Below are 24118 nucleotides of genomic sequence, written 5' to 3' on the forward strand. Positions count from 1 at the left end.
CGGGTCCGTTACCGGAAACACGCGATGGCGTCCTCACGTCATTGTGCGACGCTTTTCGCCGCCGCAGTATCCAGGGGCGTGATCTGATCTCACGCAAAGGGGAGCGAAATGTACGGGACGGATTCGACCACGGCCGGCTCCCCGGATCCGCTGGCCGGCCTAGGCGCGGACGGTCGCGCCTTCGCCCTGCTCCACCGGCCCGGCTCGGCGCCGGACCCGCTCGTGGAGGTCCTGACCGGCGAGGTCCGCGCCGTGGGCAGTCTGGCCGAACTGCCCCTGCCCGAGGGGCCGACGAGCGGGGCGCGACATGATCTGCTCGTGGCGGTGCCGTACCGGCAGATCACCGAGCGCGGCTTCGACTGCATCGACGACGCTGCGCCGCTGCTCGCCATGCGCGTCCACGAGCAGGCTCAACTCAGCCTGAGTCAGGCCCTGGTGGGCCTGCCCGAGCAGGACGTACGCGTATCCGAGGCCGGATTCGACATCAGCGACGAGGAGTACGCGGCGATCGTCGAGCAGGTGCTCGGCGAGGAGATCGGGCAGGGCGCGGGATCCAACTTCGTCATCAGACGTTCCTTCACCGCACGACTCGAGGATCACTCCATCCGTACGGAGCTCGCCATCTTCCGGCGGCTGCTCACGGGCGAGCTCGGGTCGTACTGGACGTTCCTGTTCCACACCGGAGCGGGAACCTTCATCGGCGCATCGCCGGAGCGGCACGTGAGCAGGGCCGCCGACGGCACCGTTTCGATGAACCCCATCAGCGGGACCTATCGGCACCCCGCGACCGGCCCGGACATTTCCGGGCTTCTGGAGTTCCTGAACGACCCGAAAGAGGCCAATGAACTCTATATGGTCGTCGACGAAGAGCTGAAAATGATGGCCCGTATGTGCGGATCAGGCGGTCAGGTCCACGGCCCGTTCCTCAAGGAAATGGCGCGCCTGACCCATTCCGAATACGTCCTGACCGGCCACAGCGATCTCGACGTACGCGACGTACTGCGGGAGACGCTGCTCGCGCCGACCGTCACCGGCAGCCCTCTGGAGAACGCGTTCCGGGTCATCCGCCGCCATGAAACGACGGGCCGCGGCTACTACGGCGGCGTCCTCGCGCTGATGGGCCACGACGCGGCCGGCAGCCGCACCCTCGACTCGGCGATCATGATCCGGACCGCGGAGATCGGCGACGCCGGTCAACTGCGCCTGGGCGTCGGCGCCTCGCTCGTCCGGGACTCCCACCCCGATTCCGAGGTGGCCGAGACCCGGGCCAAGGCCGCGGGCATGCTCGAGGCACTCGGCCTCGCCCCGGTGGACAGCGGCGTCGAGCCCACGTCGGCGGGAGCCTGCGCGTCACCCGCCGCCCATCCCCGGGTGCGCCAGGCGCTGAAGGCCCGCAACACCACGCTCTCGCGCTTCTGGCTCGACGGAGCACACCGGCGACAGCCGGACCCGGCGCTGGAAGGGCGGCGGGTGCTGGTCGTCGACAACGAAGACACCTTCATGGGGATGCTCGGCCACCAGCTGCGGGCGCTCGGCCTGCGCACCACGATCACGCGGTTCGACGAGCCGCTGCCCCCGGCGGGATTCGATCTGGTCATCGTGGGCCCCGGCCCCGGTGATCCCCGCGACGTCGCGGACCCCCGCATGAAGACGCTCCGCGCGCTCACCCGTGACCTGCTCGCGGGCAGCGTCCCTTTCCTGTCCATCTGCCTGGCTCACCAGGTACTCGCCGGCGAGCTCGGCCTCGACGTCGTACGGCGCGCGGTCCCCAACCAAGGCGTGCAGAAGCGGGTCGACCTGTTCGACCGCTCCGAACTCGTGGGCTTCTACAACACCTACGCCGCCCGCAGCGAACACGACTTCATCCCAGGGACCGGGCAGCGCAAGCCCATCGACATCAGCCGGAATCCCCGGACCGGCGAAGTGCACGCCTTGCGCGGCGCGGGATTTCGGTCCGTGCAATTCCATCTCGAATCCATACTCACCCAGCACGGCCCGCAGATCCTGGGCGAACTGCTCTCCTCGCTGCTCAAGGGGAGCCAGATCTAGCCCGGCCAAACACCATCAGGAACAATGCGGAGGATTTGATGAGCGGGCAGAAGACATCAGCGGGTCACAGACCCGGCCGGGCCACAGACATCACGCTGTTGGTGCTCCAAGCACTTCTGGTCCTTGTGTTCCTGGCCGCCGGGGCCGCGAAGCTCGCCGGCGCGGAACCGATGGTCGAAGCCTTCGACCAGATCGGGGCGGGACAGTGGCTCAGGTACTTCGTCGGCAGCCTCGAACTTCTCGGAGTCATCGGCCTCCTCGTGCCGCGCCTCGTCGGGTTCGCCGCGCTCGGCCTGGTCAGCCTGATGGCCGGAGCGATCATCACGAACCTCGTCGTCGACGCGTTCTCGCTCCTGGCCGTGATCCTGCTCCTGCTCAGCACCACGGTGGCGTGGGGGCGCCGTGATCGCACCAGGGCGCTGTTACCGCAAGGGCAGCAGGCGTCGTAAAGCTACTGCGCGCGCGGTAGTTGGTCATTCGTCCCCGAGCACGACTCCCGCACGGCGACCTCCGGCTAGGGTGCGCTTATGACCACAGGACTGTCCAACGTCTGGGCCCAGACAAAAGACTGGGTGATCGCGATCTGCGTGGCGGCGACACTCCTGGTCACCGCGCTCGCCGAGGATCACCCCGACACGGATCTCGACGCCCTTGGCTACGCCCTCGTGGTGGCGAGCGGCCTCGCGCTGATCGGCCGTCGCGGGACTCCGATCCCCGTCCTCATCGTGACGGGGCTCTGCGTGGTGGGGTACAACGCAGCCGGCTTCGAAGTGCCTGCCGTCGCCTATCTGTTCGCGGTCTACGCCGCCGTGCGGGAAGGGCACCGACTCGTCACCGTGCTCACCTCCGTGGCACTGCTGATCCTTCTGCCGCTCGCCGTGCTGGCCTCCCCCGCGGACGGTGCGGCGGCCGAAGCGTTCGCGCAGGCCCGCAGCGTCCTCGAGATCGCCTGGCTGGTCGCTGCCGGCGCCGCGGGCGAGGCGCTGCGCCAGGCCGAGCAGCGGGCGGACGAGGCAGAGCGCACCCGCGAGGAGACGGCGCGGCTTCGCGCCACCGAGGAACGGCTGCACATCGCCCGGGAGTTGCACGATTCGCTCACCCACCAGATCTCGATCGTCAAGGTGCAGTCCGAAGTCGCCGTGCACCTGGCCCGTAAACGAGGCGAGCAGGTGCCCGAGGCCCTCCTGGCGATCCAGGTGGCGGGCCGTGAAGCGACCCGGGAGCTGCGGGCGACCCTGGAGACCCTGCGCGATGACACCGTGCAGCCGCTCTCCCATGGCCTCGACCACCTCCCGGACCTGGTGCAACGGGCCCATGGGATCGGCCTGAAGACGACGCTGACGATCGAAGGGCAGCGGCACGACGTGCCGGACGCCGTGGACCGGACCGCCTACCGGATCGTCCAGGAGTCGCTCACCAACACGGCCCGCCACGCGGCCGCCGCCACGGCGTCGGTCCGGATCGGCTATCTTCCGGACGGCCTCTCCATCCAGGTCGACGACGACGGGACGGCCAAGCCGGGTTCAGCCCCGGTGCCCGGCGTCGGACTGCTGGGAATGCGCGAGCGCGTCACCGCCCTGGGCGGCCGCCTGCGTGCGGAACCGCGAACCGGCGGTGGCTTCACCGTCCAGGCCGAACTCCCCGTGGCGAGGATTTCATGATCCGTGTTCTGCTGGTCGACGACCAGCCGCTCCTGCGCAGCGGGTTCCGCGCGCTCCTCGACGCCGAGGACGACATCGAGGTGGTGGCCGAGGCCGCCAACGGCAAGGAGGGCCTGGCCCTCGCCAGGGAGCACCTGCCCGACCTCGCCCTCGTCGACATCTCGATGCCGGTCATGGACGGCATCGAGACGACCAGGGAGGTCGCAGCGGACCCGGCCCTGGCCCAGATGCACGTCGTCATCCTCACCAACTACGGCCTGGACGAGAACGTCTTCAACGCGCTGCGCGCAGGCGCCGCCGGATTCCTCGTCAAGGACATCGTGCCCGAGGACCTCCTGCACGCCGTCCGCGTCGCCGCGCGCGGCGACGCCCTCCTTGCGCCGTCGATCACCAAGATGCTGATCGACCGGTACGTCGCGCAGCCCCTCGGCACGGAAGCGGGCACCGGCCTGGAGGAGCTGACCAACCGCGAGCGCGAGGCCGTCGTCCTGGTCGCGCAGGGCCTGTCGAACGAACAGATCGCCGACAGCATGGTGATCAGTCCGCTGACCGCGAAGACCCACATCAACCGCGCCATGAACAAGCTCCAGGCCCGCGACCGCGCCCAACTCGTCGTCCTTGCCTACGAGTCGGGCCTGGTGACCCCGCGAAGCCGCTGACGCTCCGTCCCCGCCCCTGTCATCTGTCCCAACTCGCCGCCGCAGCTTGACGAGTCAGCCCCGGTCCTGACGGTGATCGTCTGGACGATCTGGGCGCTGAGCCAGGACCAGACTTACGAGTAGACGGCGATCAGCCCTTACTGACGGCATCGCGTATCAGGATGTCGTCAGTTCGCCAGAGCCGCGGCGTGCAGGAACGTAGTTCACCCATGACATGCCGATGGTGTTGGCGTGTTCTTCAACGCACCGAGCCGTGTAGCCGACGGCCTGGGCGGCGATGGCGGGTGGCATCTCGGAGACGAGGGCTCGGAGTGCGGTGATTCGGCTGCGAACGAGCGGGATGCCGCTGTCCCTAAGGCAGTTCCTCAGGTGGACGGGGTGGATGTGCCGCCCGGGGCACCGGCCGGGGAAGAGCCAAGGGCTGGTGCGGTTGGCGGCAATGTTGTAGGGCCCTCGGTTCTCGGCGTGCTCGCGTAGCACCTGGCCAAAGGGCTCTGGGACTGGAACAGGTCCGTGCTGACCGAAGGTGATCTGCACTTCCGAGCTGGTCAGGTTGATGTCGTCCATGCTCAACGTGGCGATGCGGGTCAGAGGCTGAGCGAAGAGCACCAGCAGGATGGCGGCCGCTCGGTCTCGTAGCAAGCGGCTTCGCTGTGGGGCGAGGAGCTCATGCAGTAGTTGCAGACGATCGCGGTGGGTGAGGGCCTCGCGGGGCTGCTTCTTCGGGTAGGGCAACTGGAGGTGTCTGGCGAGGATGCCGTTGGCGCGGGCCCAGACGATGAAGGCTCGGCTGCACTGGCGGGAGGTGTTCCCAGATGTAATCCAGAGGTCCATATGGGCCTGGGTGCAGTCCACGAGCGCAGTGTCGTGCTCGCGGAGCCAGGCCAGGAACCGTTGGGCGAACGCCACTTCCAGTCGGTGTCTTGCGGTGACGCCGGGGGTGAGGCCCTTGTGTTCTGCCCGGTGGCGGAGTTTGTGCAGGCTGTGCCAGGTGGCAAACTGCTGGATGAGCTGCCGGTCTTCGGCCGCTGTATTGCCAGCGAGGAATTGGCGCAGCCAGTTCTCGAAGTGAACAAGGTAGCGATCTCGTTGCTCCAGCACTCCGTACTGCATGAGCAGGTCACGCAGATGCATGGCGGTCTGTGAGGACGGGTGGTCGTCCAGCGCTTCGTGGCTGAGTGGGAGATGTCCGGTGGCGAGGGCTGTCAACAACGGCGGGACGTGCCGGTTGCAGTAGAGCCAGACCAGACCTGCGTCGGGGTTGGGTTGTGCGGTGTATGCCTCGTGGAGGGGCAGAAGCGCGGGTGCGATGCGACCGGTGCCGTCGTCTAGGAGTTCGGTTAGCCGTTCGGTGAGGTGACAGCGGGGGCAGATGATGCCGTCGGAGCGGTGAGCCCACCAGCGATGGCGCTGCCCGCAGAGGTGGCAGCGGGGGCAGATGAGTTCCCTCATGGTCAGTCGGTGCGGCGGATGCGGGCCCGCTTGGGATGGATGGTGGTGTTGAGGTCGATCACCGTGGGGCTGGCGCCGGCGGCCTTGCGGATAGGGGCGGCTTCGGCGCGGAAGGCACAAAGGTCTTCGACTGTGCATTCCAGTGCGTCGGTGAGGGCGCCCAGGACGGTCAGGGAGATGCGGTCGGGGCGGGTGCTGACCAGGCGATAGATCTGTGATGCGGACAGTGTGATGCCGCGTTCGGTCAGCAGTGGGATCAGGTCGGAGATGGTGTGCAGCCCGCGGGCGGCCATGATTTCCCTCAGCCTCCAGGAGTAGGTGATCGTCTGGCTGGTCACGAGCTCTCCTTAATGGGGGTGGTGATGCGGTCGAGAGCGGCGCGGACGGTCCGGGCCCGATAGTCGGGCGAGACGTGGGTGTAGAGGGCGGTGGTCGAGGCGTGTTCGTGACCGACCTGCTGCTGCACGAACAGAGCGTCGTAGCCAGCCTCGATCAGGTGGCTGACGTAGGACCGTCGCAGCGAGTGGAAGTCGAGCCTTTCGGGCAGGTCGAGCTCTTTGCGGCAGCGGGTGAAGGCGGTGGTGACCGTAGCGGCGGCGAGTTTGTCGCCGCGTTCAGAGGGCCAGAGGCAGGAGTTGTTGGCGCCCGCGATGGCGGGCTGGATCTCTTCGGTCCACTGCTGGAGGGCTTCGACGGCCCAGTCGAACAAGGGGACCGTCAGCACGGATCGCCGCTTGGGCGGAGACCCTCGCATGGCCTTGCCGTAGCGAACCCGGATGATGCCGTAGGCGCCGAACTCTCTGGCCTTGGGGTTGGTGGCGAGGTCGCAGAGTTCGAGATTGCGGACTTCGTTGCGGCGCAGGCCCCAGGCGTAGGCGGTCTTGAGCAGTACCGCGTCGCGAAAGGCGCTGATCCATCCCTTGCGGCCCGATGATTGTGCAGCCACGGCTCGATCATCGGCATGGTCAAGGACGGCCTGGAGTTCGTCGTGGGTCAAGGCCCGCTTGCCTGGCCGGCCTTGGGCTTCCTGGACGTGCCGGGCGGTGTTCCACTCGTGGCAGATCTGCACCGGGTGTGTACCGAATCGTTGCTCGCACTCGGCCGGCCAGCCGTAGTGCGGATCCGTCAGGTAGGCCATGAACAGCCGCAGGGCGTTCTGGTAGCCGAGCAGTGTGGTGTGGCTGAGGTTCTTCACCGCCCGGGCGTCAGTGAAGAACTCATCGACATCTGTTGCTGTCCAGGCCCATGGAGACGCCTCGGCGAAGCCGTAGAACCGGCGGACGAGACGTTCGCGGGCCTCGACTGTGCCGAAGCCGAGATTGCGGGCCAGCTGCTGGTGGCGCCAGCCGTCGAGCATGGCTGTGAAGACCTGCTCTTCCGGGTGCAGCAGGGGTACTCCGCTGGCGAGATACAGACGAGCAGATCCCTCAGAACCGGACATACCAGCCCTCGCATTCCGTGCGAACTTTTCGCATATTCTGCGAACGACGCTCGAGAGGGGCAGGTCACGGCCTTGCGGGTTTGTTCTTTTCCCGCATTGCGGGAGACTGCTACATCACCTGACGCCAGCCGCGGAAGCGTTCACGGACAAGCACAATCCTCCAGGCCAGAACCGTACTTGCCAGGCAATCAGGCCGACCAGCCCCTGCCCGGCATCGTGTTGTCGCGAGCTCGCATCCAATGCAACTCGCGAGCTTTGAGGTTCAGAGATGGGCTCTCACCTGTCACCTGTCAGATGAAGTCCATCGCCCCCGGCTGCCACTTGTAATGGGACTCGATCTTGTAGTACTCCCCTTCGGGGGCCAGCGCGACGCCGTAGACGAACTTGCGGTCGCCACCGCCATGGGGAACGCTGCGCACGAACTGCTCGATCTCCGGCTCGATGTGAACGGGGAGGGACGCCAGATCCGTGGTGGTCACGGCGAAGCAGATCCGTTCGATCTTCGAGGAGTCCCAGTTCAGCGTGGCGTAGAGCCCGAACGCGTTCTCGCTGAGCTTGAGCATCTGCTCGCTCGGTTCCGCCATGCCGATCTCGGCGAGCATCGACAGGATGGTGTTCGGTTCGAAGCATGAGGCGGGTACGTCGTTGAAGTAGACGTTCACCGTTCTGTGCGGGTAGTCGACGCCGATCACACCGACTCTGTCGTCCAGGCCGTGGCGGGCGAAGAAGTCGGCGTTGGCGGCCAGGCTGCGGGGCATGGACGGCAGGTCGGCGATCTTCGACAGCTGCTGGAGGTCGTCCGGAGTGAAGAACGCGTAGACCTTCTTGAAGCCGCCGACGACTCCGAAGTCGATCCCGTAGCTGTCGATGGGGCATCGGCCCTGGAGCTCCGAGAGCAGGGCCCCGACCGGATGCTGCGTCTGTTCCGTGAGCCCGTTCGACAGGGCGAAGGCGTACGGATCCCGGTCCTTGGGATGCGTCGTGAAGCGGCAGTCGAGCTCTCCCACGTGGCGTACGCCGGTGGCCACCCGGAAAGCGACCACGGTCGCGTCCTGCGCGAGTGCGTCCCCGTACGCGGTCAGGACGGGCAGGACCTTCTCGGGCGAGCAGGGCACACCCAGCAGGCGCGCTGATTCCTCGATGACGGAGTAGAGCTCTGCCACCTCGGCGGTTGTGGACATGTGTCCTCCCACTCTCTCGTAGATGCGCTTGTGACCGGAGAGCCCGGCAAGCCGGTACGGCCCCGTGGTTTCCCGCGGCGCGGGATGGTCTCCCCCGTCGACCGGGAAGGAATGTTCGTGGAGTTCGCGGTACGTGGCGTAGTCGATGTTCTGGCGCCGGGCGATCGCGTCGCGATGCGTCTGTGAGCGCAGGTGTGCGCGGTATCCGGGGACGACGGTGCCGGCGAAGAACTCCGCGACGCTGCCGGACCCGTAGCTGAGGAAGCCGATGGCCTCGCCGGTCAGGTCGTCGGCGTGGTCGAGCAGCGCGGCGAGAGCGAGGTACACCGACGCGGTGTAGCTGTTCCCGACATCGGTGTTGTACGTCGTCGTGCGCGCGAGGGAACGGGCGATCCCACCCTCGTCGGTGTCGTGCCCGCAGTGGCGGAGCAGGTGCCTGTGCGCCTTGTACGCCATCTTCGTGAACGGCTGGTGGTAGCAGAACGCGCTGAACTCGCCCAGCGCGCGGCCGCCTTGCTCGGTGTAGTCCTTCCAGGTGCCCTCGACCGCCTGCAAGTACGCGGAGATGGACTCCTGCCCGTCGACCAGGGCTGTGGTGCGGTAGTTCGGCCGCCAGAAATCATTGATGTCGGCGGTGAACACGCCCGACGGATCCTCGATCCTCACCAGGGCGGGGTCCGCGCTGACCAGCATGGCCACCGCGGCCGCGCCCTGGGTCGCCTCGCCGGGGTTGCCAAGATCGTACTTCGAGACGTCGCCGGCGATCACGAGCACCTGCTGCGAGCGGTCGCGGTGGACGAGGCCGATGGCGAACTGCAGGGCCGCCGTAGCCCCGTAACAGGCCTGCTTGAGCTCGACGACGCGGGTGGCCGAGGGCAGGCCAAGGAGCGAATGGACGTGTATTCCGGCGGCCTTCGCCTGGTCGACGGACGTCTCGGTCGCGAACACCACCGTGCGGATCCGGTCGGCGCCGTGCCGGCTGACGATGGGGGCGGCAGCTGCGGCCGCCATGGTCACGATGTCCTCGTCGGCGGCGGGCACGCTCATCGACCGCTGGCCGATGCCCGCGTGGTACTTGGCGACGTCGGTGCCGTTCTCGGCGGCCAGTGTCGCGTGCGTCAGGACGAACTGCGTCGTCGCGAACGAAAGGTCGTGAACTCCGATGGCGGTCTCCCCGGCCCCGGACATCACTGACCGCCGACCTTCGTCGCCTCGGCCTTGCGTTCCAGGTGGACGTGCGCCCGCATCAGCTCGCCCGGATTCGTCTGGGCCGCCAGGAGCGAGAGCTCACCGCACAGCACCGTCGCGGCCGCGATGACCGCGAGCCGGCGCGCGTTCTCGCCGGGTTCGCGCGCCGTCCGGCAGCCAAGGCGGGCCAGGTTCTCCTCGACGAACTCAAGTCCCTTGCCGTTGCCGACCGTTCCGACGATCAGGTTCGGCAGGGTGCAGGAGAAGTAGAGGTCGCCGTCCCGGTCCTCGGCCACGGTCATGCCCTGGGAGCCTTCGACGATGTTGGCCGCGTCCTGGCCGGTGGCGAGATAGAACGCGAGCAGCATGTTCGCGTAGTGGGCGTTGGCCGAGCGGATCCCCCCGGCGAGCACGGTGCCGATCATGTTCTTGTGCACGTTCAGCTCGGCAATCGCGGCAGCCGACGTGTGCAGGACGTCACGGACGATGTCGCGCGGCACGAGCAGTTCCGTGACCACGTTCTTGCCGCGGCCGAGGATGCCGTTGATCGCGGTGGCCTTCTTGTCGGTGCAGTAGTTTCCCGAGATCGAGCCGTAGGTGACGCCCGGAACGGTGTGCAGGATGTGGGTCAGGAGCGCATCGGCGGCCAGCGTCGCCATGTTGTGCCCGGAGGCATCGCCGGTGGTGAACTCGAACCGGAGGAACAGCAGGTTGGCCGCGATCTCGTGGCGGAAACCGATCAGTTCGGTGAATCTGCTGCACTTGCGGACGATGTCGCGCAGTTCGTCGAGCCGCGCGTCGATCTCCAAGGCGGCCATGTACGCGGTCTGCGCGTCCGCGGCCTTGACGTACACCGAGCGCGTCATCCGATCGTCGACAAGGGTGGCGGCGATCCCGTGCTCGACCAGCATGGATATCTTCGCGCCCCGGCGGACGGAGGGCCACAGCGGCGACTCGTAGGTGGCGAGCGGCACTTCTGTCTCGGTCGTCGTCGTGTTTCCCGAGATCCTCAGGGGGCCCACCCATCTCAGGGGAACGCCGGCGGTCGCGTGCGTGTCGTTCATCGCGTGCTTCCAATCGTCTCGTGAGTGGTGCTGTATGAGCTGGAGCGGGTGGCAAGACGCCGGGTCTCGATTCCCCGGTCGAAGCAGAAAGCCCGCAGCTCGCCCCGTACGAGCACGTCGCAGCGGGTCAGATCGGCAGGGGTCCGCGCGCCGAGCACGGTCATCAGGGCTTCGAGCTGATCGAGCCATGCGGAGATCTGCGAGATCAGCGCCGGTACGCCACCATCGAGCACCGTCTTGAGGAACTGGCCGGACACACCGGCGGCGGCCGCTCCGAGCGCGAGTCCGCGCGCCACGTCGAGCGGGTTGCGGACACCGCCGGAGGCCAGCACGGGGATACCGGAGCCGTGAACGTCCAGCAGGCACTCGGGGGCGGACTGTCCCCAGCCGTTGAGATAGGAGTAGTCGGCACGGTCGCGCCGGTCGTTCTCGATGCGCGCGAAGTTCGTGCCGCCGCGGCCCGCGACATCGACCGCGCGCACACCCATCTCCTGCAACATCAGTACGGTCTTGCGGCTCAGCCCGAAGCCGACTTCCTTGACGATCACCGGTACGTCGACCCCGGCGACGATCTCCTCGATCTGCGGGCCCCAGAAGGAGAACGACCGGTCGCCCTCCGGCATCACCGTCTCCTGGATGGAGTTGAGGTGGATCTGCAAGGCGTCGGCCCGCAACAGGCCGACGGCTCTGCGCGCCTTCTCCACCGAGGCGTTCGCGTTGACGTTCGCCATGATGAAACCGTCCGGGTTCTCACGGCGCATTACACTGAAGGTGCCCTCCATCGACGCGTCGGCGAAGCACGCGCTCATGGATCCGGTGGCGATGGCGACGCCGGTCTCGCGGGCCGCGATCGCCAGATCCCGGTTGATGGCACCCGTCTTGACGCTGCCGCCGGTCATCGCGTTGATGTACAGCGGGACCGGCCAGTCGATGCCGCCGAACCGTGTGGCGAGCGAGACATCGGGCCGGTCGATGCCGGCCAGTGCGTGATGGACAAAGGAGACGTCGTCGAACTGGTTGTACCCGCCGAGGTGGCGCTGCTGCTCGGCAGCGAACCGGACGTGGTCGTCCTTGCGATCCGCGATCATTCTGTGCTCCCTGTCGTCGGCTTCGTCGGCTGGACCTGAATCGGCAGGGGAAGCACCCCCGCGGCGGCCCACCCCTCCCGCAGTTGCGCGATCTCCTTCTCCGCCGTGGCGTCCAGCAACGCGATGCCGCAGTCGCCGCCCCCCGCCCCCGACGGTTTGGCAGCGCCGCCGACGGCTTCGGCGGCATCGCACAGTGCCGTCAGCTCGGCGGTGAAGATGCCGAGGCGGACCTCGTCGTCCAGATCGGCGAGCACCTGGCGGGCGCCTCGCACCTGACGCAGCAGCTCGTCGTCGTCGCCCTGCTCCAGCGCGCGGATCGCGGTGCGCACGCACGCGTCACTGCGGGCCAGGAAGTGCCGTTGCCTCGAACTGCCCTGCCAGTCAGGGGTTCCGAGGCGCCCCGACAGCGAAGCGGTGCTGGCCGGACGCCCGGTCCAGCCCACCTCCAGCGCGAGTGCGCGGGGCGGCGGCAGCCGTCGCAGCCCGAAACCCGGCCACGGCGCGCGGAGCGTCTCCTCGATGCCCCGGCGCTTCGCCATGTCGAGCACGGCGGCCCGATCGGGCGCCCTGTACGCGATCCAGCCGCCCCAGACGCTCGCGGCGAGATCGCCGCCGGAGGAGCGGGGGGCGTGTCGCACCGTCGCCAGCATCGCGAGCCGAAAGCGCGCTTCGGGCGGCAAGTCGATGCCGCAGTACGCGGCGACGGCGTCCACCACGGCGACGGTCACCGCGCCGCTGGACCCCAGGCCCATCTTGGTTCCGTCGAGGTGCAGGCCGCTCCTGATCGAGAGGTGCATCGGAGGCGCGCTCAGCCCGCGTTCGGCAAGGAGCGCGTCGACCACGTCGATGGCCGACACCACATGAGTGAGGCTGCCCAGCGCTTGTCGCTTGTCGTCCGCGCCGAGCCCGGCGAGCCCGTCGGTCCCCCGCCTCAGTTGAGCCTCGCCGGGGCAGAGGTCGGAATCGATCACGACGTCGGCACCATCCGCTCCCGACACGGTGACGCTGACCTGGCGGTCGACCGCTGTCAGGATCGCCGGGTGGCCCGGCTCAAGGACCGCGTATTCTCCGGCGATGAACAGCTTGCCCGGCGCATGACGGCTGACCGTTCCCGGGCGGGTCACTGCCCGGCCCCTGGCCGCAAGCGGGCGCCCGGTCCGCGTCGGGCGGTGACCGCCGAGCATCCCGGCGCGGCGCCGCGCACCGTTTCCGCCACGCGGGCGGCATCCGCGCGGTGGCAGAGCACCTTGACGTTCGGTCCGGCGTCCATGGTCGCGTAGGCCGGTACGCCGTCCGCCCGCAGTTGCAGCACGCTGTCGAGCACGGCCAGCGTGGCAGGCGACAGGTAACGCACGGCGGGCCGCGCGGCCAGCATCGTCGCGTGCATGCCGAGCGCGTTCCGCTCGGCGATCTCTCCGACCGCTTCGAGGTCGCCACCGCGCAGCGCCGCCCGCATGTCGGTCAGGTCGGCCTTGCTCGATGTCGCCCACGCTTGGTAGAGCGGAGAGGTCTCGACGGTGCGTCGCATGGCCGCGCGGCTGGACACGGCCTTGGGTCCGGCGTTGACCAGCGCGATCACCAGGGCGGGGTCGAAGTCCGGGACGGGCACCGGCTCGGCGTAGGAGCCAAGGTCCGCGGCAGCTCCCTCGCCCCGGCCCGCATGGCATATCGCGAAGCTGCCGAAGATCGACCGGGAGGCCGAAGCGGATCCACGCCGGGCCAGGCGTGACAGCGCGGTGGGATCGAGGTCGAGACCGTACGCGGCGGCGCCGGCGAGGGCCAGGGCGGCGAATCCACTCGCCGAGGACGCGAGGCCCGCCCCGGTGGGGACGGTGTTGCGGGTGTCGACGACCGCGGGTTCGGCCCGCCCTGCCAGCTCCCGTATCAGCTCCAGGAAGGCGATGACCCGTCGCTTCGGTTCGCCCGACGCGGGCATGCCGTCGAGGCTTACGCTGTCGGCCCGCGCCCCGGGGCTGAGCCGGACGGTGGTGGTCGTCGGGAAGACGTCAAGGGTCATCGACAGGCTGTCGACGTAGGGGATGATGAGGCGCTCGTCGCGCTTGCCCCAGTACTTGATCAGCGCGATGTTCGGATGGGCGACGGCGGTCGCGCCGCGGTCGAGGAGCCTCTCCTGTGGGCCGACGGCCTCCAACTGGCGTTCTGTGGGCCTTGATTGATGGTCAAGCGATTGATGGTCAAGCGGCATGACTCACAAACCTCCCCGTGGGCACGACCCAGGTCCGGATGGCGCCGGTCTCGCGAAGCCGCCGTACGACCGCCTGCGCCCGGCGAGGCTCCGCGGCCAGCGCGATCACGCAGCCGCCGAGACCACCGCCGCTGATCTTGGCGCCCAGGCCGCCGGCCGCGACGGCGGCCTCGACCAGCGTGTCGATCAGGCCCGTGCTGAGCCCGATCTCGCGGAGCAGCCGGTGGTTCTCGGTCATCCGGGTGCCAAGGTCGCCGCCTCGGCCGTGCGCCAGGTCGGCCGCGGCCGCGTGGGTCAGGCTCGCCACCCTGCCCACGAAGTCCGCCTGCGTTTCCGCGTCGCGTTCGAACTTGCGCCGCAGCATCTCCACCGCGTGCTTGGTGCTGCCGCCGACACCGCTGTCCGCGATGACGAACACCCCGTCGAAGCCGCAGGGCAGGTGTGTGCCGGTGCGGTCGTCGGGCTGCTCCGGGGGGCCCGAGGGGTCAACGCCCGGCAGGGCTATGGGCAGTTCGCGAGCGGTGCCGGCGTGGAAGAGGAGGGGAGATGTCGCCCCCGTGGCAAGTGCGTCGATGCCGCTCGCCCTGCCGTGCGCGACCTTCTCCGAGGTCTGTACGAGGTCGAACACCGCCTTGGCCTCGAGACGGTGACCGAAGAGCTCCGCGAGGGCAAGGACCGCCGCTCGGGCGCACGCGGCGCTGGAGCCAAGACCACGGCCCTGCGGGATCGCGCAGTCGATGAGTACGTCGACGCACAGGCGGCCTGCGACGCCGGTCATCTCCTTGAACTCCGCCACCAGGCGCCGCAGGCCGTCCGTGGCGAGCGGTGTCACCGCCGCGCAGCCCGATCCCGTCATCGCGAAGGAGACCCTGTCCGAACCGTCGCCCGGACACGGGTAGCGCGTGGCCTTCGCCGTGACCGTCAGCTGCGGAACCGGAATGGCCAGGGCCGGAGCGCCGTAGACGACGGCGTGCTCCCCGAGCAGGATGGCCTTGCCGTGGGCCCGCCCGACACCGGGCCTGCCGCGTCCATCACCCACGGGGCTTTCGTGGTCGGCGCGAGTGCGCGCATTCGTCGATGTCATCAGTGATCCCGCTGCGTCGCCTTGACCGCCATCGCCACGAGCTGGTCCTTGGCGGGGACGGTGACGTCACTCGCCTCCAGCACAGCCATGGCACGGTCGGTGCGGAGCGCGATCAGGCGTTCGACGTGGTCCACGGCTCCGGCATCGATGAACACCGCGCGTGCGGTGGCGAGTTCGTCGTCGGAGAGGTCGGTGCCGATCGTCGCCCGGAGGAATCCGGCCGCGGCCGGATCGCGTTCATCCGCGCGCTCGAGCGCACTCGCGAGCAGGACCGTTCGCTTGCCCTCGCGGAGATCATCGCCCGACGGCTTGCCGGTCACCGCCGGGTCGCCGAATACGCCGAGCAGGTCGTCGCGGAGCTGGAACGCGATGCCGATGTCGGCGCCGAACGACCGATAGGCCGCGACCAGATCGGGCTCCGCCCCGGCGATCGCGGCGCCGAACTGGAGCGGGCGTTCCACCGTGTACGAAGCCGTCTTGTACTGGTTGACGCGCAACGCCGCATCGATGCCCTCGTCTGCGCTCGCCTGGTTGGTCAGGTCGAGCAGTTGGCCGTACAAGACCTCCGAGCGCACCGCGGACCACACCGGTCCGACCCTGGCCTGCGCCTCGGACGGCAACCCGGATGCCCGGACCATGGCGTCGGCCCATACCTGGGCCAGGTCCCCGATCAGGATGGCGGTGCCCGTGCCGAAGGCGTCGGGGTCACCGGAGAAGCCCCGCAGCCGATGCCGCTCGGCGAAGGTCACGTGCGCGGCGGGGTGGCCGCGGCGGGTGCGGGACGCGTCGATGATGTCGTCGTGGATCAGGGCTGACGCGTGCAGCAGCTCAAGTCCCGCGCAGGCGCTCAGCACCGACGCGGCCAGCGGGTCGTGCTCGTCACCGCCGGCTCCGATCCAGCCGAGCCAGGCGAAGGCGGGCCGTACGCGCTTGCCGCCGCGCAGGACGTAGCTCTCCAGCTCGGCGACCGTCGCCGCGAAGTCCTCGCCGAGCGTGTCGGCCTCGGCTCTGCGCTCGGCGAAGAAGTCCCCGATCACGGCATCGAAAGCAGCCGTGTCCGCGGCTGCCCTCACGTAGCTGACGGTCATGCTCTCATCTCCCGATCAAGGCGACGGTCACGCACATTCCCCTGCATCTCGAACTCCCAAAAGATCGCTGAGATCACGTCACTTCGAGCGCGGAGTTTCCGGTCCATGACGAATGGACGCCTGCGAATGCACGATTCCAGGCACCGCATTTCTGAACGCGGTCGAGCATCTGCAGGAGAAGTAATGAGGATTTCGGGAACAGCGCACGCACGGTCTCTACGCTGCTCTACAGCGAATCGGCATGGCACGACAGTAATCACGATGCGCCGCCCTGCCCACTACTCGCGCGAGTAGTGCCGCCCGTCCACGCATTCACGCCACGGCTGTTCAACTGACCACCCCGGACAGTTGAACGTTCATTGCCATTCCCACGGCATGCGTTGGATGATTCTTCGGGTCAACTCGGGGGGTAAATGTGAATGCGTTGGTAGGACGTGAACACGCACTGGCTGCTTTGGGCAGCCATGTGGATGCCACCTCACGCGGCTCCGGCAGCTGCGTGGTCGTCGAAGGGGCTTTCGGCATGGGAAAGTCCCGCCTGTTGAAGGCCACGGCCCTGGAGGGTGCCGACCGTGGGCTGACCGTGGTCGCCGGGCAGGCAGACGGAACCGGTCAACCGGTGGCCATTCAGCTGCTGATCAACCTGCTGCGGCACGTGATGCCCGACGCGGCCGACTTCGATGATCTGCTGCGTCAGGACAGAAACCCCTTCTGGCTGACGGATCGCATGGGCGAACTGGTCGAGAGCGCGGCCCGCCGCCACCCCCTCGTGATCGTTCTGGACGACGCCCAGCGGATCGACGACGCCAGCGGCGTGGTCCTGCGGGGGCTCGTACAGTCGCTCGCCCCCTCGCCGGTGCTGTGGCTGCTCGCCCGTCGACCGGTGCCCACACGGTCGCTCGCCCATCACGCCATCGGCTGGCTGGCCGACAACGCAGCGGTGCGGCTGCATCTGGGGACGCTGGACGACGAGGCGGTCGCCGCGTTGTGCACGACTCTCCTCGGCGCCAAACCCGATGCGTCCGTGCTCGGTTGGGCCTCTCGCTGCGGCGGCAACCCCTGGCTTGTGGAGAGCCTGTTCAACGCGTTCGTCCATGCGGGACAGGTGGTCATCGTGGACGGCACGGCTTCGGTGGTGGCCGAACGTCTGCCGGAGAGCGTCCTCGCAGCCGTCGGTGGCCTGCTGGACACGGTGCCGCCCGCGGCTCGGCGTCTGCTCGCGTGCGGGCGGAGGATCGGTCCTGCCTTCACGGCCGAGAAGGCGGCAGCCATGCTCGACGTGTCGGCTCCCGAGCTGTCCGCGATGGTCGACGAGGCGGTGCAGGTGGGCTTGGTACGCAGGGACGGCGTGGAGCTGACGTTCACCCACGAGGTGATCGCCGACGCGCTCGAGCAGGGCGCGCTCCAGGAGGCTGTACTCCAGGAGGCCGTGCTCCAAGAGGAGGCGCCCGCCATGGCTCAACCAACTGCCGCGCCCGCCAATGACATTGAGGCGGCCGACGGGGACCCTCGGATACCGCCCGGAGGCCGACCTGCCGCCGCTACCGGGAAGCGCCGACCCCTGACCAGCGTGGCGGACTCGCCCCGATGCGGCTGCGACGCCCTGGCGGCCGGGGCGATGCCGGCCCTGGGAGGCCCGTTCGACGAAGCCCCTCGGACCCTGGCGCCGGCCGTGCGTCTGCTCGCCGCGGCGGGGCGGAGCACCGAAGCAGGGCGCCTCGCGGACGTCGCCGTACGCCCCGGGATCGAGGCGGCGGCCGAGACGCACCTGGCGCTCGAACTGGGCCAAGGGCTGCGGGACGCGGGCCGTCACGGCATGTCGACCGAGCTGCTTCAACGGACGCTGGCGCGCCAGGACATCTGTGAGCTGGATCGTGCCAAGTTGAAGGGGGCGATCGCGGGCACCGCCAAGCGTGCGGGCGCTCTGCCCGGCACGGTCCCGGGGCCGTGGCGTGGCCAGCCGGTCACCCTCGCGCCGGCGCTCGCCTCCGGTCGGGACTCGGCCTCCGGCCGGGACGCGGCGTCCGTTCGGAACTCGGCGTCCGGCCAGGACGCGGCAGCCTCTGAGTCGCGGCAGGCAACGGCCCAGCCCTGCTGTGACACGTGCGGGCGCCCGCTGTGGGCGTGGATGCTCCGCTCGCTCATCGCCGCCGACCGCTTCGAGGAGGCGGAAGCCGTCTGTGCCGCCATCAAGCAGGAGGCGGCGAAGCGCGGCGCGCCCTGGCCGGAGACCCTGTGGTACGGCCACCACGCCCAGCTCCTGGCAGCGGCGGGCCGACTTGAGGAGGCGCGCGCCGAAGCGGAGGCCGGGCTTCGTCCGACGGACCGGTCCGCTCCGGAGGACTCCGTACCCGCGCGCATCGTCCTGGCCCGCATCAGCATGCACCAGGGTGATCTCGCCTCCGCCAGCGAGCAGTTGCGAACGATCGAACGGCTGGTGACCGATGACGCGGCAGCCGACAAGGCCGCACTGGACTGGGCGCTCGCGCAGTTCCACGCGGCGAGCGGGCGTCCGGCCATGGCGGTCCAGATGCTGATCAACGTCGAGGCGCAGGTCGCGCCCGACCCGCTGCTCTTCGCCGAGGCCCCGACGGCTGCGGCGACGCTCGTACGGCTCGCCAAGCAGGTGGGGCTCGGCGCGGAGGCCGAACAGGCGGCCGACTTCGCCCGGCACGGCTCCGAGTGCAATCCGACCGCGCAGTCGCTGGCGGGCGGCGCCGAACACGCCGAGGGCGTCCTGCGCAACGACCCCGCCGCTCTGCACCGCGCCGTGGAGCTGTATCGGCTCGCCGGACGTCCGTTGGCGGCGGCGAGCGCACTCGAGGACGCGGCGCAGGTGGAACAGAGCATGCGGAACCGGCCCCGAGCGGTTCGCCTTCTCGAGTCGGCCATGGAGCTCTATCTGGATTGCGGGGCGCAGCGTGACCTGACCCGAGTGCAGAAGAAGCTGCGCCATCTCGGCGTGCACAATGTGCGCGGTCTGGGCGCCGACCTCCCCAAGTCGGGCTGGGAAAGCCTCACGAGTGCGGAGCTTCGCGTCGTACGGGCCATCGTCGACGGCAGGACCAACAGGGAGGCGGCGAGCATCCTGTTCCTGTCGCCCCACACCGTCGACAGCCATCTCCGGCGCGTGTTCTCGAAGCTCGACATCAACAGCCGCGTCGAACTCACCAAGCACTTCATCGCGAACGAGCCCTTCTCACCCGCGATGGCCGCTTCGCGACAGCACGGGTCGGCGGGCTGACATGCGGTCAGAAAGCCTCGCCGCCGACGGTGCCGGAGCCTCGGGCCCCCTCGTCCTCCATCGAATAGATGGCAGCCCTGCTCGAATAGAGAGCGGCCCCGCGTGCGAGTTCGACGCGGGTGTTGATGCTCAGCTTCTTGTAGACCTTCCGGAGGTGGTAATTCACCGTGTGCGCCGACAAGTGGACTCGATTGGCGATCTGACGATTCGTCATCCCCACGCTCACCAGATACGCGATACGCCGCTCCATGTCGGAGAGGCCGGCCCAGCACATGGCGTTGTGCTGTGAGCCGGCCTCGTCGGAACTCGGAGACTGCGGAGCCGAGTAGACCGCATCGGCTTGCCGTCTCCCGGCCGGGGCCTTCGCGGCATAGAGCTTGGCCAGCTCCTCCGTCGCCAGGGCGACCGAGACGGGGTCGGGCGACTGCGCGATGATGCGCGCCAGGGCGGCGGGATCGCTGTTCGCGAGCGCGTAGGCATGCATGGCGCCGAGACTGATGACGGAGATTCCGGGGTTGTCACCCGCGAGGCCGTCCACGGTCTCGAGAACCCTGTGCAGGAGGTTGGTGTCGCCCACATCGAGCGCGAGGCGGACCAGGAACGCGGCGGCGCCCGGATCCTCGATGTAGAGGCTCCGTTGCGTCGGGAGATGGCGATACTTGTCCGACAACAGATCGATGGCCGCCTGCGGCCCTTCTCTTTTGACGGCGATCCGCAATTCGGTCCAGGCGTACTGCGCCGAGTGAAATGCCACCTCGTCGCGCGCCAACTCGCCCTGCACCCGCTTGAAGTACTCGGCGGCGGTGGGCAGGTCCCCCATGTACAGGGAGACGGTGCTGAGCACGGAGTACGCGAGGGGCCGGAGTACGGGAACAGCCTCGCCCTCTACTGCGGTGGTCGCCAGGTCCGCCTGCCTGCGGGCGTCTCCGAACCGTCCGGCCTGGAGAAACAGCCGGGATCGCATGGCCGCGGGCGCGGCTGTCCAGACCGGCGTGGGCAGGCTGTGCAGGTCCGCTTCCGCGTCGTTGATCAGCGACTCGGCCTTGTCGAATTCCCGCAGGTTTGCGAGCTTTCCGGCCAGAGCGAGCCGGAAATGAAGACGCCAGACGGGATCGACACCATCGCTGTGTCGCACCGCGGTACGTCCCAGGCTCAGCCCTTCAGCCAGTTCCCCGGCACGCCAGCGTGCGTTGGAGAGGCTCGTCAGCGCCATCAATGCGGCGATATCACCTTGCCCGGTGCCACGTTCCCGCAATATCCGTACGGATTTCTCTTCCGCTTCTTCCTTGCCGAGCAGGGAGTAACCGAGAATTACGGATGCTTCCGCGTCGAGCCGTTCAGAGGGTGAAGTGCCGGGACTGGAGAGAACGCGCTCCGCGACCCGTATACCGTCCGTCGCCTTTCCGTTCATTATCAGACTGTGGGCCCTTGAGCACGCTCCGTCGACTTCCTCTTTGAAGCGGTCGGAGGATTCTACCGAAAGCTCGGCGGCCAAGAATTGCTGATCGTACGCCTGGGTATGTCTTCCGGACCGCCCGAGCGCCTCACGACGCAAAGCACTGAGTGCGGGAGCGGGAATGGACTCGATGACCCCCCGCAAGAGGAAATCGCTCTGGAACGCGAATTGATGCTCGGCCGCGATGATGAAGCCCGAGGCCATTGCCTCGTCCAAGGACGGGAGCAAGGTGGCCGAGGATTGATCCAGCATTCTGGACACATCCTCCAGCATGAAGGCTCGCCCAAGGACAGCGGAAACTTTCAGGAACTGCTGAGCGTTCGGGCTCAGATCACTCAACCGGTCCTTCACGAACACCAGCACGCGACGCGGAACTCGCCGGCCGGTCAGCCGGACCGCCCCGTTTCGCTCCCTGACGATCCCTTCTTCCACGAGTCCGAGCGCGAGTTCGGCGAGCAGTCGAGGGTTTCCGCTGGCCCCGGCCGCGAAGTCGAGCAGTTCGTCGTCCGCGCCGGCACCGAGGATGTCCCGCAGGACCTGCACTTTGTCCCCTTCGCCCAGCGCCCCCAGCGCTGACCACCTGGTGACACTCCCGACGCCGGATGCGGCTTCTGGCTTCTGCTTCTCTATCGTCGGTCTCATTGTCATAACCCCACTCAGATTATGCTCGTGCGACTGGAGAGAACACTCGAATCTTGATCGACTACAGGGCACCGCACGTACGGAAAACTCGCCGCTTGCCGTCGTCACCGACACGGCCGGGCTTGCTCTGATTCCACCAGAGCTTTCCAGTCAGCATAGCGAAATCATGGCCTGAAATTTCGGGTCTTTCCATAGAAGTTTTGTCACGGCATGGGGGTGTGGATTTCATGGGTGCCAGTATTAATTTTTACTGGTGCGGGCCATGAAATAAGCCCCCGTTCGCTGGGAACGGGGGCACGGAATGTACTCTCCGAAATTGAAACTGAAACCAAGGAAAGGAGTGCGGGAAACCCAGATCCAGGGGTTCCCGCACTCCGGCGCGAAGAAGGGTCAGACCCTGGCCTCTTCCTCGACCCCGGTCGGTGAAGCCGGGGTCGTCTTGGCTGTCCGGCCGCCGGGCATCCACCAGTTGGCCTTGCCGCACAGTTCCATCACGGCGGGGACGAGCACCATCCGGATGATGGTGGCGTCGATGAACACGGCGACCGCCATGCCCAGACCGATCTGCTTGATCGAGACGTCGGGGCCGAGCAGGGAGGTCGTGAAGACGGCGATCATGATGGCGGCCGCGGCCGTGATGACCTTGGCGGTCCGCGCGAGACCGCGTGTGACAGCGATCCGGGTGTCGCCGGTGCGCTCGTACTCCTCACGGACCCGCGAGATCAGGAAGACCTCGTAGTCCATCGAAAGACCGAACAGCACCGGGAACATCATCATCGGCACCCAGGTCGTGATCGGCATCTCGGTGGGGAAACCGAGGGCCGAGCCGAGCCAGCCCCACTGCACGACCGCGACAAGCACGCCGTAGGCGGCACCGATCGACAGCAGGTTCATCACGGCTGCCTGCAGCGCGATCGTGACCGACCGGACCAGCGCGATCAGCAGCAGCAAGGACATCACGATGACGATCGCGATCATGAAGGGAAGACGCGAGCTGGTCTCCTCGGCGAAGTCGATCGCGCCGGCGTTCGGGCCGCCGACGTAGACCTCTTCGCCACCGGAGGCCTTGGACAGCACGTCGTCGCGGAGCTCGTGCACCAGGTCCGCGGTCGCCTCATCCTGGTATCCGGTCCTGGGGAAGGCCATGAAGGTGGCGGCCTGCTCGTCCTTGCTGACCCGGGGCTGCGTGGCGTAGGCGATGCCCTCGGTCTTCCTGACCGCCTCGACGACGGGACCGAGATCGGCGCCCTTCGAGTCGATCTCGGTGGCGAAGATCAGGGGTGCGCCGTAGCCGGGACCGAAGCCCTCGGAGACGATCTCGTACGAGGTGTAGCTGCTCCTGTCACGCGGCTGGACACTGGCGTCGGGCAGGCTCAGCCGCATCGAAAGGGCGGGGGCGGCAAGGATCAGCAGGCCCGTGCCCGCCAGAACCGCGGCGATCAGCGGCTTGCGCTGCACCACGCCCGCCCAGCGCTCGGCCGGGGTGCGGCGCTCCCGGGCCGGGACACCGGCGGGCTTGCTGCGGCGTGACGTACGACGGGGCAGGCGCAGCGAGCTGATCTTGTGGCCGGTGAAGCCGAGGAACGCCGGCAGCAGGGTCACCGCGGCGATCATCGTCACGAGCACCGTCACCGATGCGCCGATGGCCACGCCGGTCATCAGCCTCTGTCCCATGGTGACCAGGCCAAGGAGCGCGAGCACGACGGTCGTTCCGGCGAACAGCACCGCGTGACCGGCGGTCGTGATGGCCTTGACCGTGGCGGCTTCGGGCTCGTCGCCTTCCTTCAGGCTCTCCTTGTACCGGGTCACGATGAACAGCGCGTAGTCGATGCCGACACCGAGACCGATCAACGCGGCGACGAGCACGGTGAAGTCCGGCGACGGAACCAGGTGCCCCACGAGCTTGATCAGGGCGATGCCGCCGAGGATCGCCATCAGCGCGGTCACGATCGGAAGGCCCATCGCCACGAGCGACCCGAAGGCGATGAACAGGATCACCGCGGCGGCCAGGACGCCCACGCTCTCGGCCGGCCCCTGCTTGGGAGTCTCCGCCTTCTCGGCCTTGTCGCCGCCGAGCCCCAGCGTCACGCCGTCACCTGAGGCGTCCTTGACCGTGGTCACCAAGGGCTTGACGTCGGTCTTCGCCACGTCCTGATCGGTCAGCGGGATCGTCGTACGCGCGATGCGACGATCCTCGGTCACCAGGTCCTTGTCCTCGTACGGCGAGGTCACCGGCCCCGTGATGTCCGAGTCGGACAGATCGGCGACAACTTTCTCGATCTTCTTCTTGGCGGCGGGATCATCGATCCCCTTCTCCGCCTTGATCGCGAGAGTCAGCGTGTCGCCCTGCTGCTCGGGGAAGTGCTTCTCGACCAGAACCTGCGCCTTGGCGGACCCGGAGTCCCCGCCGGTGAAGTCGTTGTCGGGGTCGGCGCTGAAACCGAAGCCGACGAAGGCGAGGGCGATCACGCCGACGATCCAGGTCAGGAGGACCAGCCGGCGGCGCCGATAACAGAACCGGGCCAGTCCCGCCAGAGCTCCATCCGTACGGGGAGTCTCGGTTGGCATCGTCTTCTCCTCGAGTCATTGAGCGTTGCGCTCAATCCTCGTGATCA

General features: G+C 68.1%; 17 protein-coding genes. 5 read left to right on the plus strand and 12 right to left on the minus strand.

What is annotated here, in order from left to right:
• Positions 1-108 precede the first annotated feature (108 nt).
• From E5671_RS08070 to E5671_RS08085, 4 genes are all read left to right on the plus strand, one after another.
• Positions 109-2049: an anthranilate synthase family protein gene (locus tag E5671_RS08070; RefSeq protein WP_160503154.1), complete on the plus strand. Its 1941-nt coding sequence runs from the start codon at positions 109-111 to the stop codon at positions 2047-2049.
• 38 nt (positions 2050-2087) lie between these two features.
• Entirely contained in the window at positions 2088-2498 is a 411-nt protein-coding gene (locus E5671_RS08075; RefSeq protein ID WP_160503155.1) for a DoxX family protein, read from the plus strand.
• A gap of 78 nt (positions 2499-2576) precedes the next feature.
• Positions 2577-3710, plus strand: a complete 1134-nt coding sequence (locus E5671_RS08080) for a sensor histidine kinase (RefSeq protein WP_160503156.1) — start codon at positions 2577-2579, stop codon at positions 3708-3710.
• Positions 3707-4369 carry a response regulator gene (locus tag E5671_RS08085; protein ID WP_160503157.1) on the plus strand — a complete coding sequence of 221 codons (663 nt, stop codon included), beginning with the start codon at positions 3707-3709 and terminating at the stop codon, positions 4367-4369. The genes E5671_RS08080 and E5671_RS08085 overlap by 4 nt, the downstream gene beginning before the upstream one ends.
• Before the next feature lie 156 nt (positions 4370-4525).
• On the opposite strand, the gene E5671_RS08090 is transcribed toward E5671_RS08085, so the two are convergent.
• From E5671_RS08090 to E5671_RS08140, 10 genes are all read right to left on the minus strand, one after another.
• On the minus strand, positions 4526-5821 hold the full coding sequence (locus tag E5671_RS08090; protein WP_160503158.1) for a hypothetical protein: 1296 nt from the start codon (positions 5819-5821) through the stop codon (positions 4526-4528).
• A 2-nt stretch (positions 5822-5823) separates the two neighbouring features.
• Positions 5824-6159 carry a helix-turn-helix domain-containing protein gene (locus E5671_RS08095; protein ID WP_336605702.1) on the minus strand — a complete coding sequence of 112 codons (336 nt, stop codon included), beginning with the start codon at positions 6157-6159 and terminating at the stop codon, positions 5824-5826.
• The gene (locus tag E5671_RS08100; RefSeq protein WP_160503159.1) at positions 6156-7262 is read right to left on the minus strand and encodes a tyrosine-type recombinase/integrase; all 1107 of its coding nucleotides are present in this window, start codon (positions 7260-7262) and stop codon (positions 6156-6158) included. Before E5671_RS08100 ends, E5671_RS08095 begins: the two co-directional genes overlap by 4 nt.
• A gap of 290 nt (positions 7263-7552) precedes the next feature.
• Positions 7553-9631, minus strand: coding sequence for a hydroxymethylglutaryl-CoA synthase (locus tag E5671_RS47380; RefSeq protein ID WP_202121046.1), 2079 nt, complete (start codon positions 9629-9631; stop codon positions 7553-7555).
• Positions 9631-10695 (minus strand): hydroxymethylglutaryl-CoA reductase, encoded by a 1065-nt coding sequence (locus tag E5671_RS08115; RefSeq protein WP_160503160.1) that lies wholly within the window; start codon positions 10693-10695, stop codon positions 9631-9633. The genes E5671_RS47380 and E5671_RS08115 overlap by 1 nt, the downstream gene beginning before the upstream one ends.
• On the minus strand, positions 10692-11783 hold the full coding sequence (fni, locus tag E5671_RS08120) for a type 2 isopentenyl-diphosphate Delta-isomerase (RefSeq protein ID WP_160503161.1): 1092 nt from the start codon (positions 11781-11783) through the stop codon (positions 10692-10694). Before fni ends, E5671_RS08115 begins: the two co-directional genes overlap by 4 nt.
• Positions 11780-12907 carry a phosphomevalonate kinase gene (locus E5671_RS08125; RefSeq protein ID WP_336605703.1) on the minus strand — a complete coding sequence of 376 codons (1128 nt, stop codon included), beginning with the start codon at positions 12905-12907 and terminating at the stop codon, positions 11780-11782. Before E5671_RS08125 ends, fni begins: the two co-directional genes overlap by 4 nt.
• Positions 12904-13935, minus strand: a complete 1032-nt coding sequence (gene mvaD / locus E5671_RS08130; protein ID WP_237330131.1) for a diphosphomevalonate decarboxylase — start codon at positions 13933-13935, stop codon at positions 12904-12906. The genes E5671_RS08125 and mvaD overlap by 4 nt, the downstream gene beginning before the upstream one ends.
• Before the next feature lie 43 nt (positions 13936-13978).
• Positions 13979-15073 (minus strand): mevalonate kinase, encoded by a 1095-nt coding sequence (gene mvk, locus E5671_RS08135; RefSeq protein WP_160503164.1) that lies wholly within the window; start codon positions 15071-15073, stop codon positions 13979-13981.
• A complete protein-coding gene (locus tag E5671_RS08140; protein ID WP_160503165.1) occupies positions 15073-16161 on the minus strand; it encodes a polyprenyl synthetase family protein in 1089 nt (362 codons plus the stop codon). The genes mvk and E5671_RS08140 overlap by 1 nt, the downstream gene beginning before the upstream one ends.
• A gap of 415 nt (positions 16162-16576) precedes the next feature.
• Here E5671_RS08140 and E5671_RS08145 point away from each other — a divergent pair, with 415 nt between their 5' ends.
• Complete coding sequence (locus tag E5671_RS08145) at positions 16577-19405, plus strand: helix-turn-helix transcriptional regulator (RefSeq protein ID WP_336605704.1); 2829 nt, start codon at positions 16577-16579, stop codon at positions 19403-19405.
• Between the two features lie 7 nt (positions 19406-19412).
• Here E5671_RS08145 and E5671_RS08150 read toward each other — a convergent pair whose 3' ends face one another.
• Positions 19413-21404 carry a LuxR C-terminal-related transcriptional regulator gene (locus E5671_RS08150; RefSeq protein ID WP_160503167.1) on the minus strand — a complete coding sequence of 664 codons (1992 nt, stop codon included), beginning with the start codon at positions 21402-21404 and terminating at the stop codon, positions 19413-19415.
• Positions 21405-21893: 489 nt separating this feature from the next.
• Positions 21894-24071: an MMPL family transporter gene (locus tag E5671_RS08155; protein WP_160503168.1), complete on the minus strand. Its 2178-nt coding sequence runs from the start codon at positions 24069-24071 to the stop codon at positions 21894-21896.
• Positions 24072-24118: the final 47 nt, after the last annotated feature.

This window comes from Streptomyces sp. BA2 (assembly GCF_009769735.1).
Lineage (GTDB): Bacteria > Actinomycetota > Actinomycetes > Streptomycetales > Streptomycetaceae > Streptomyces.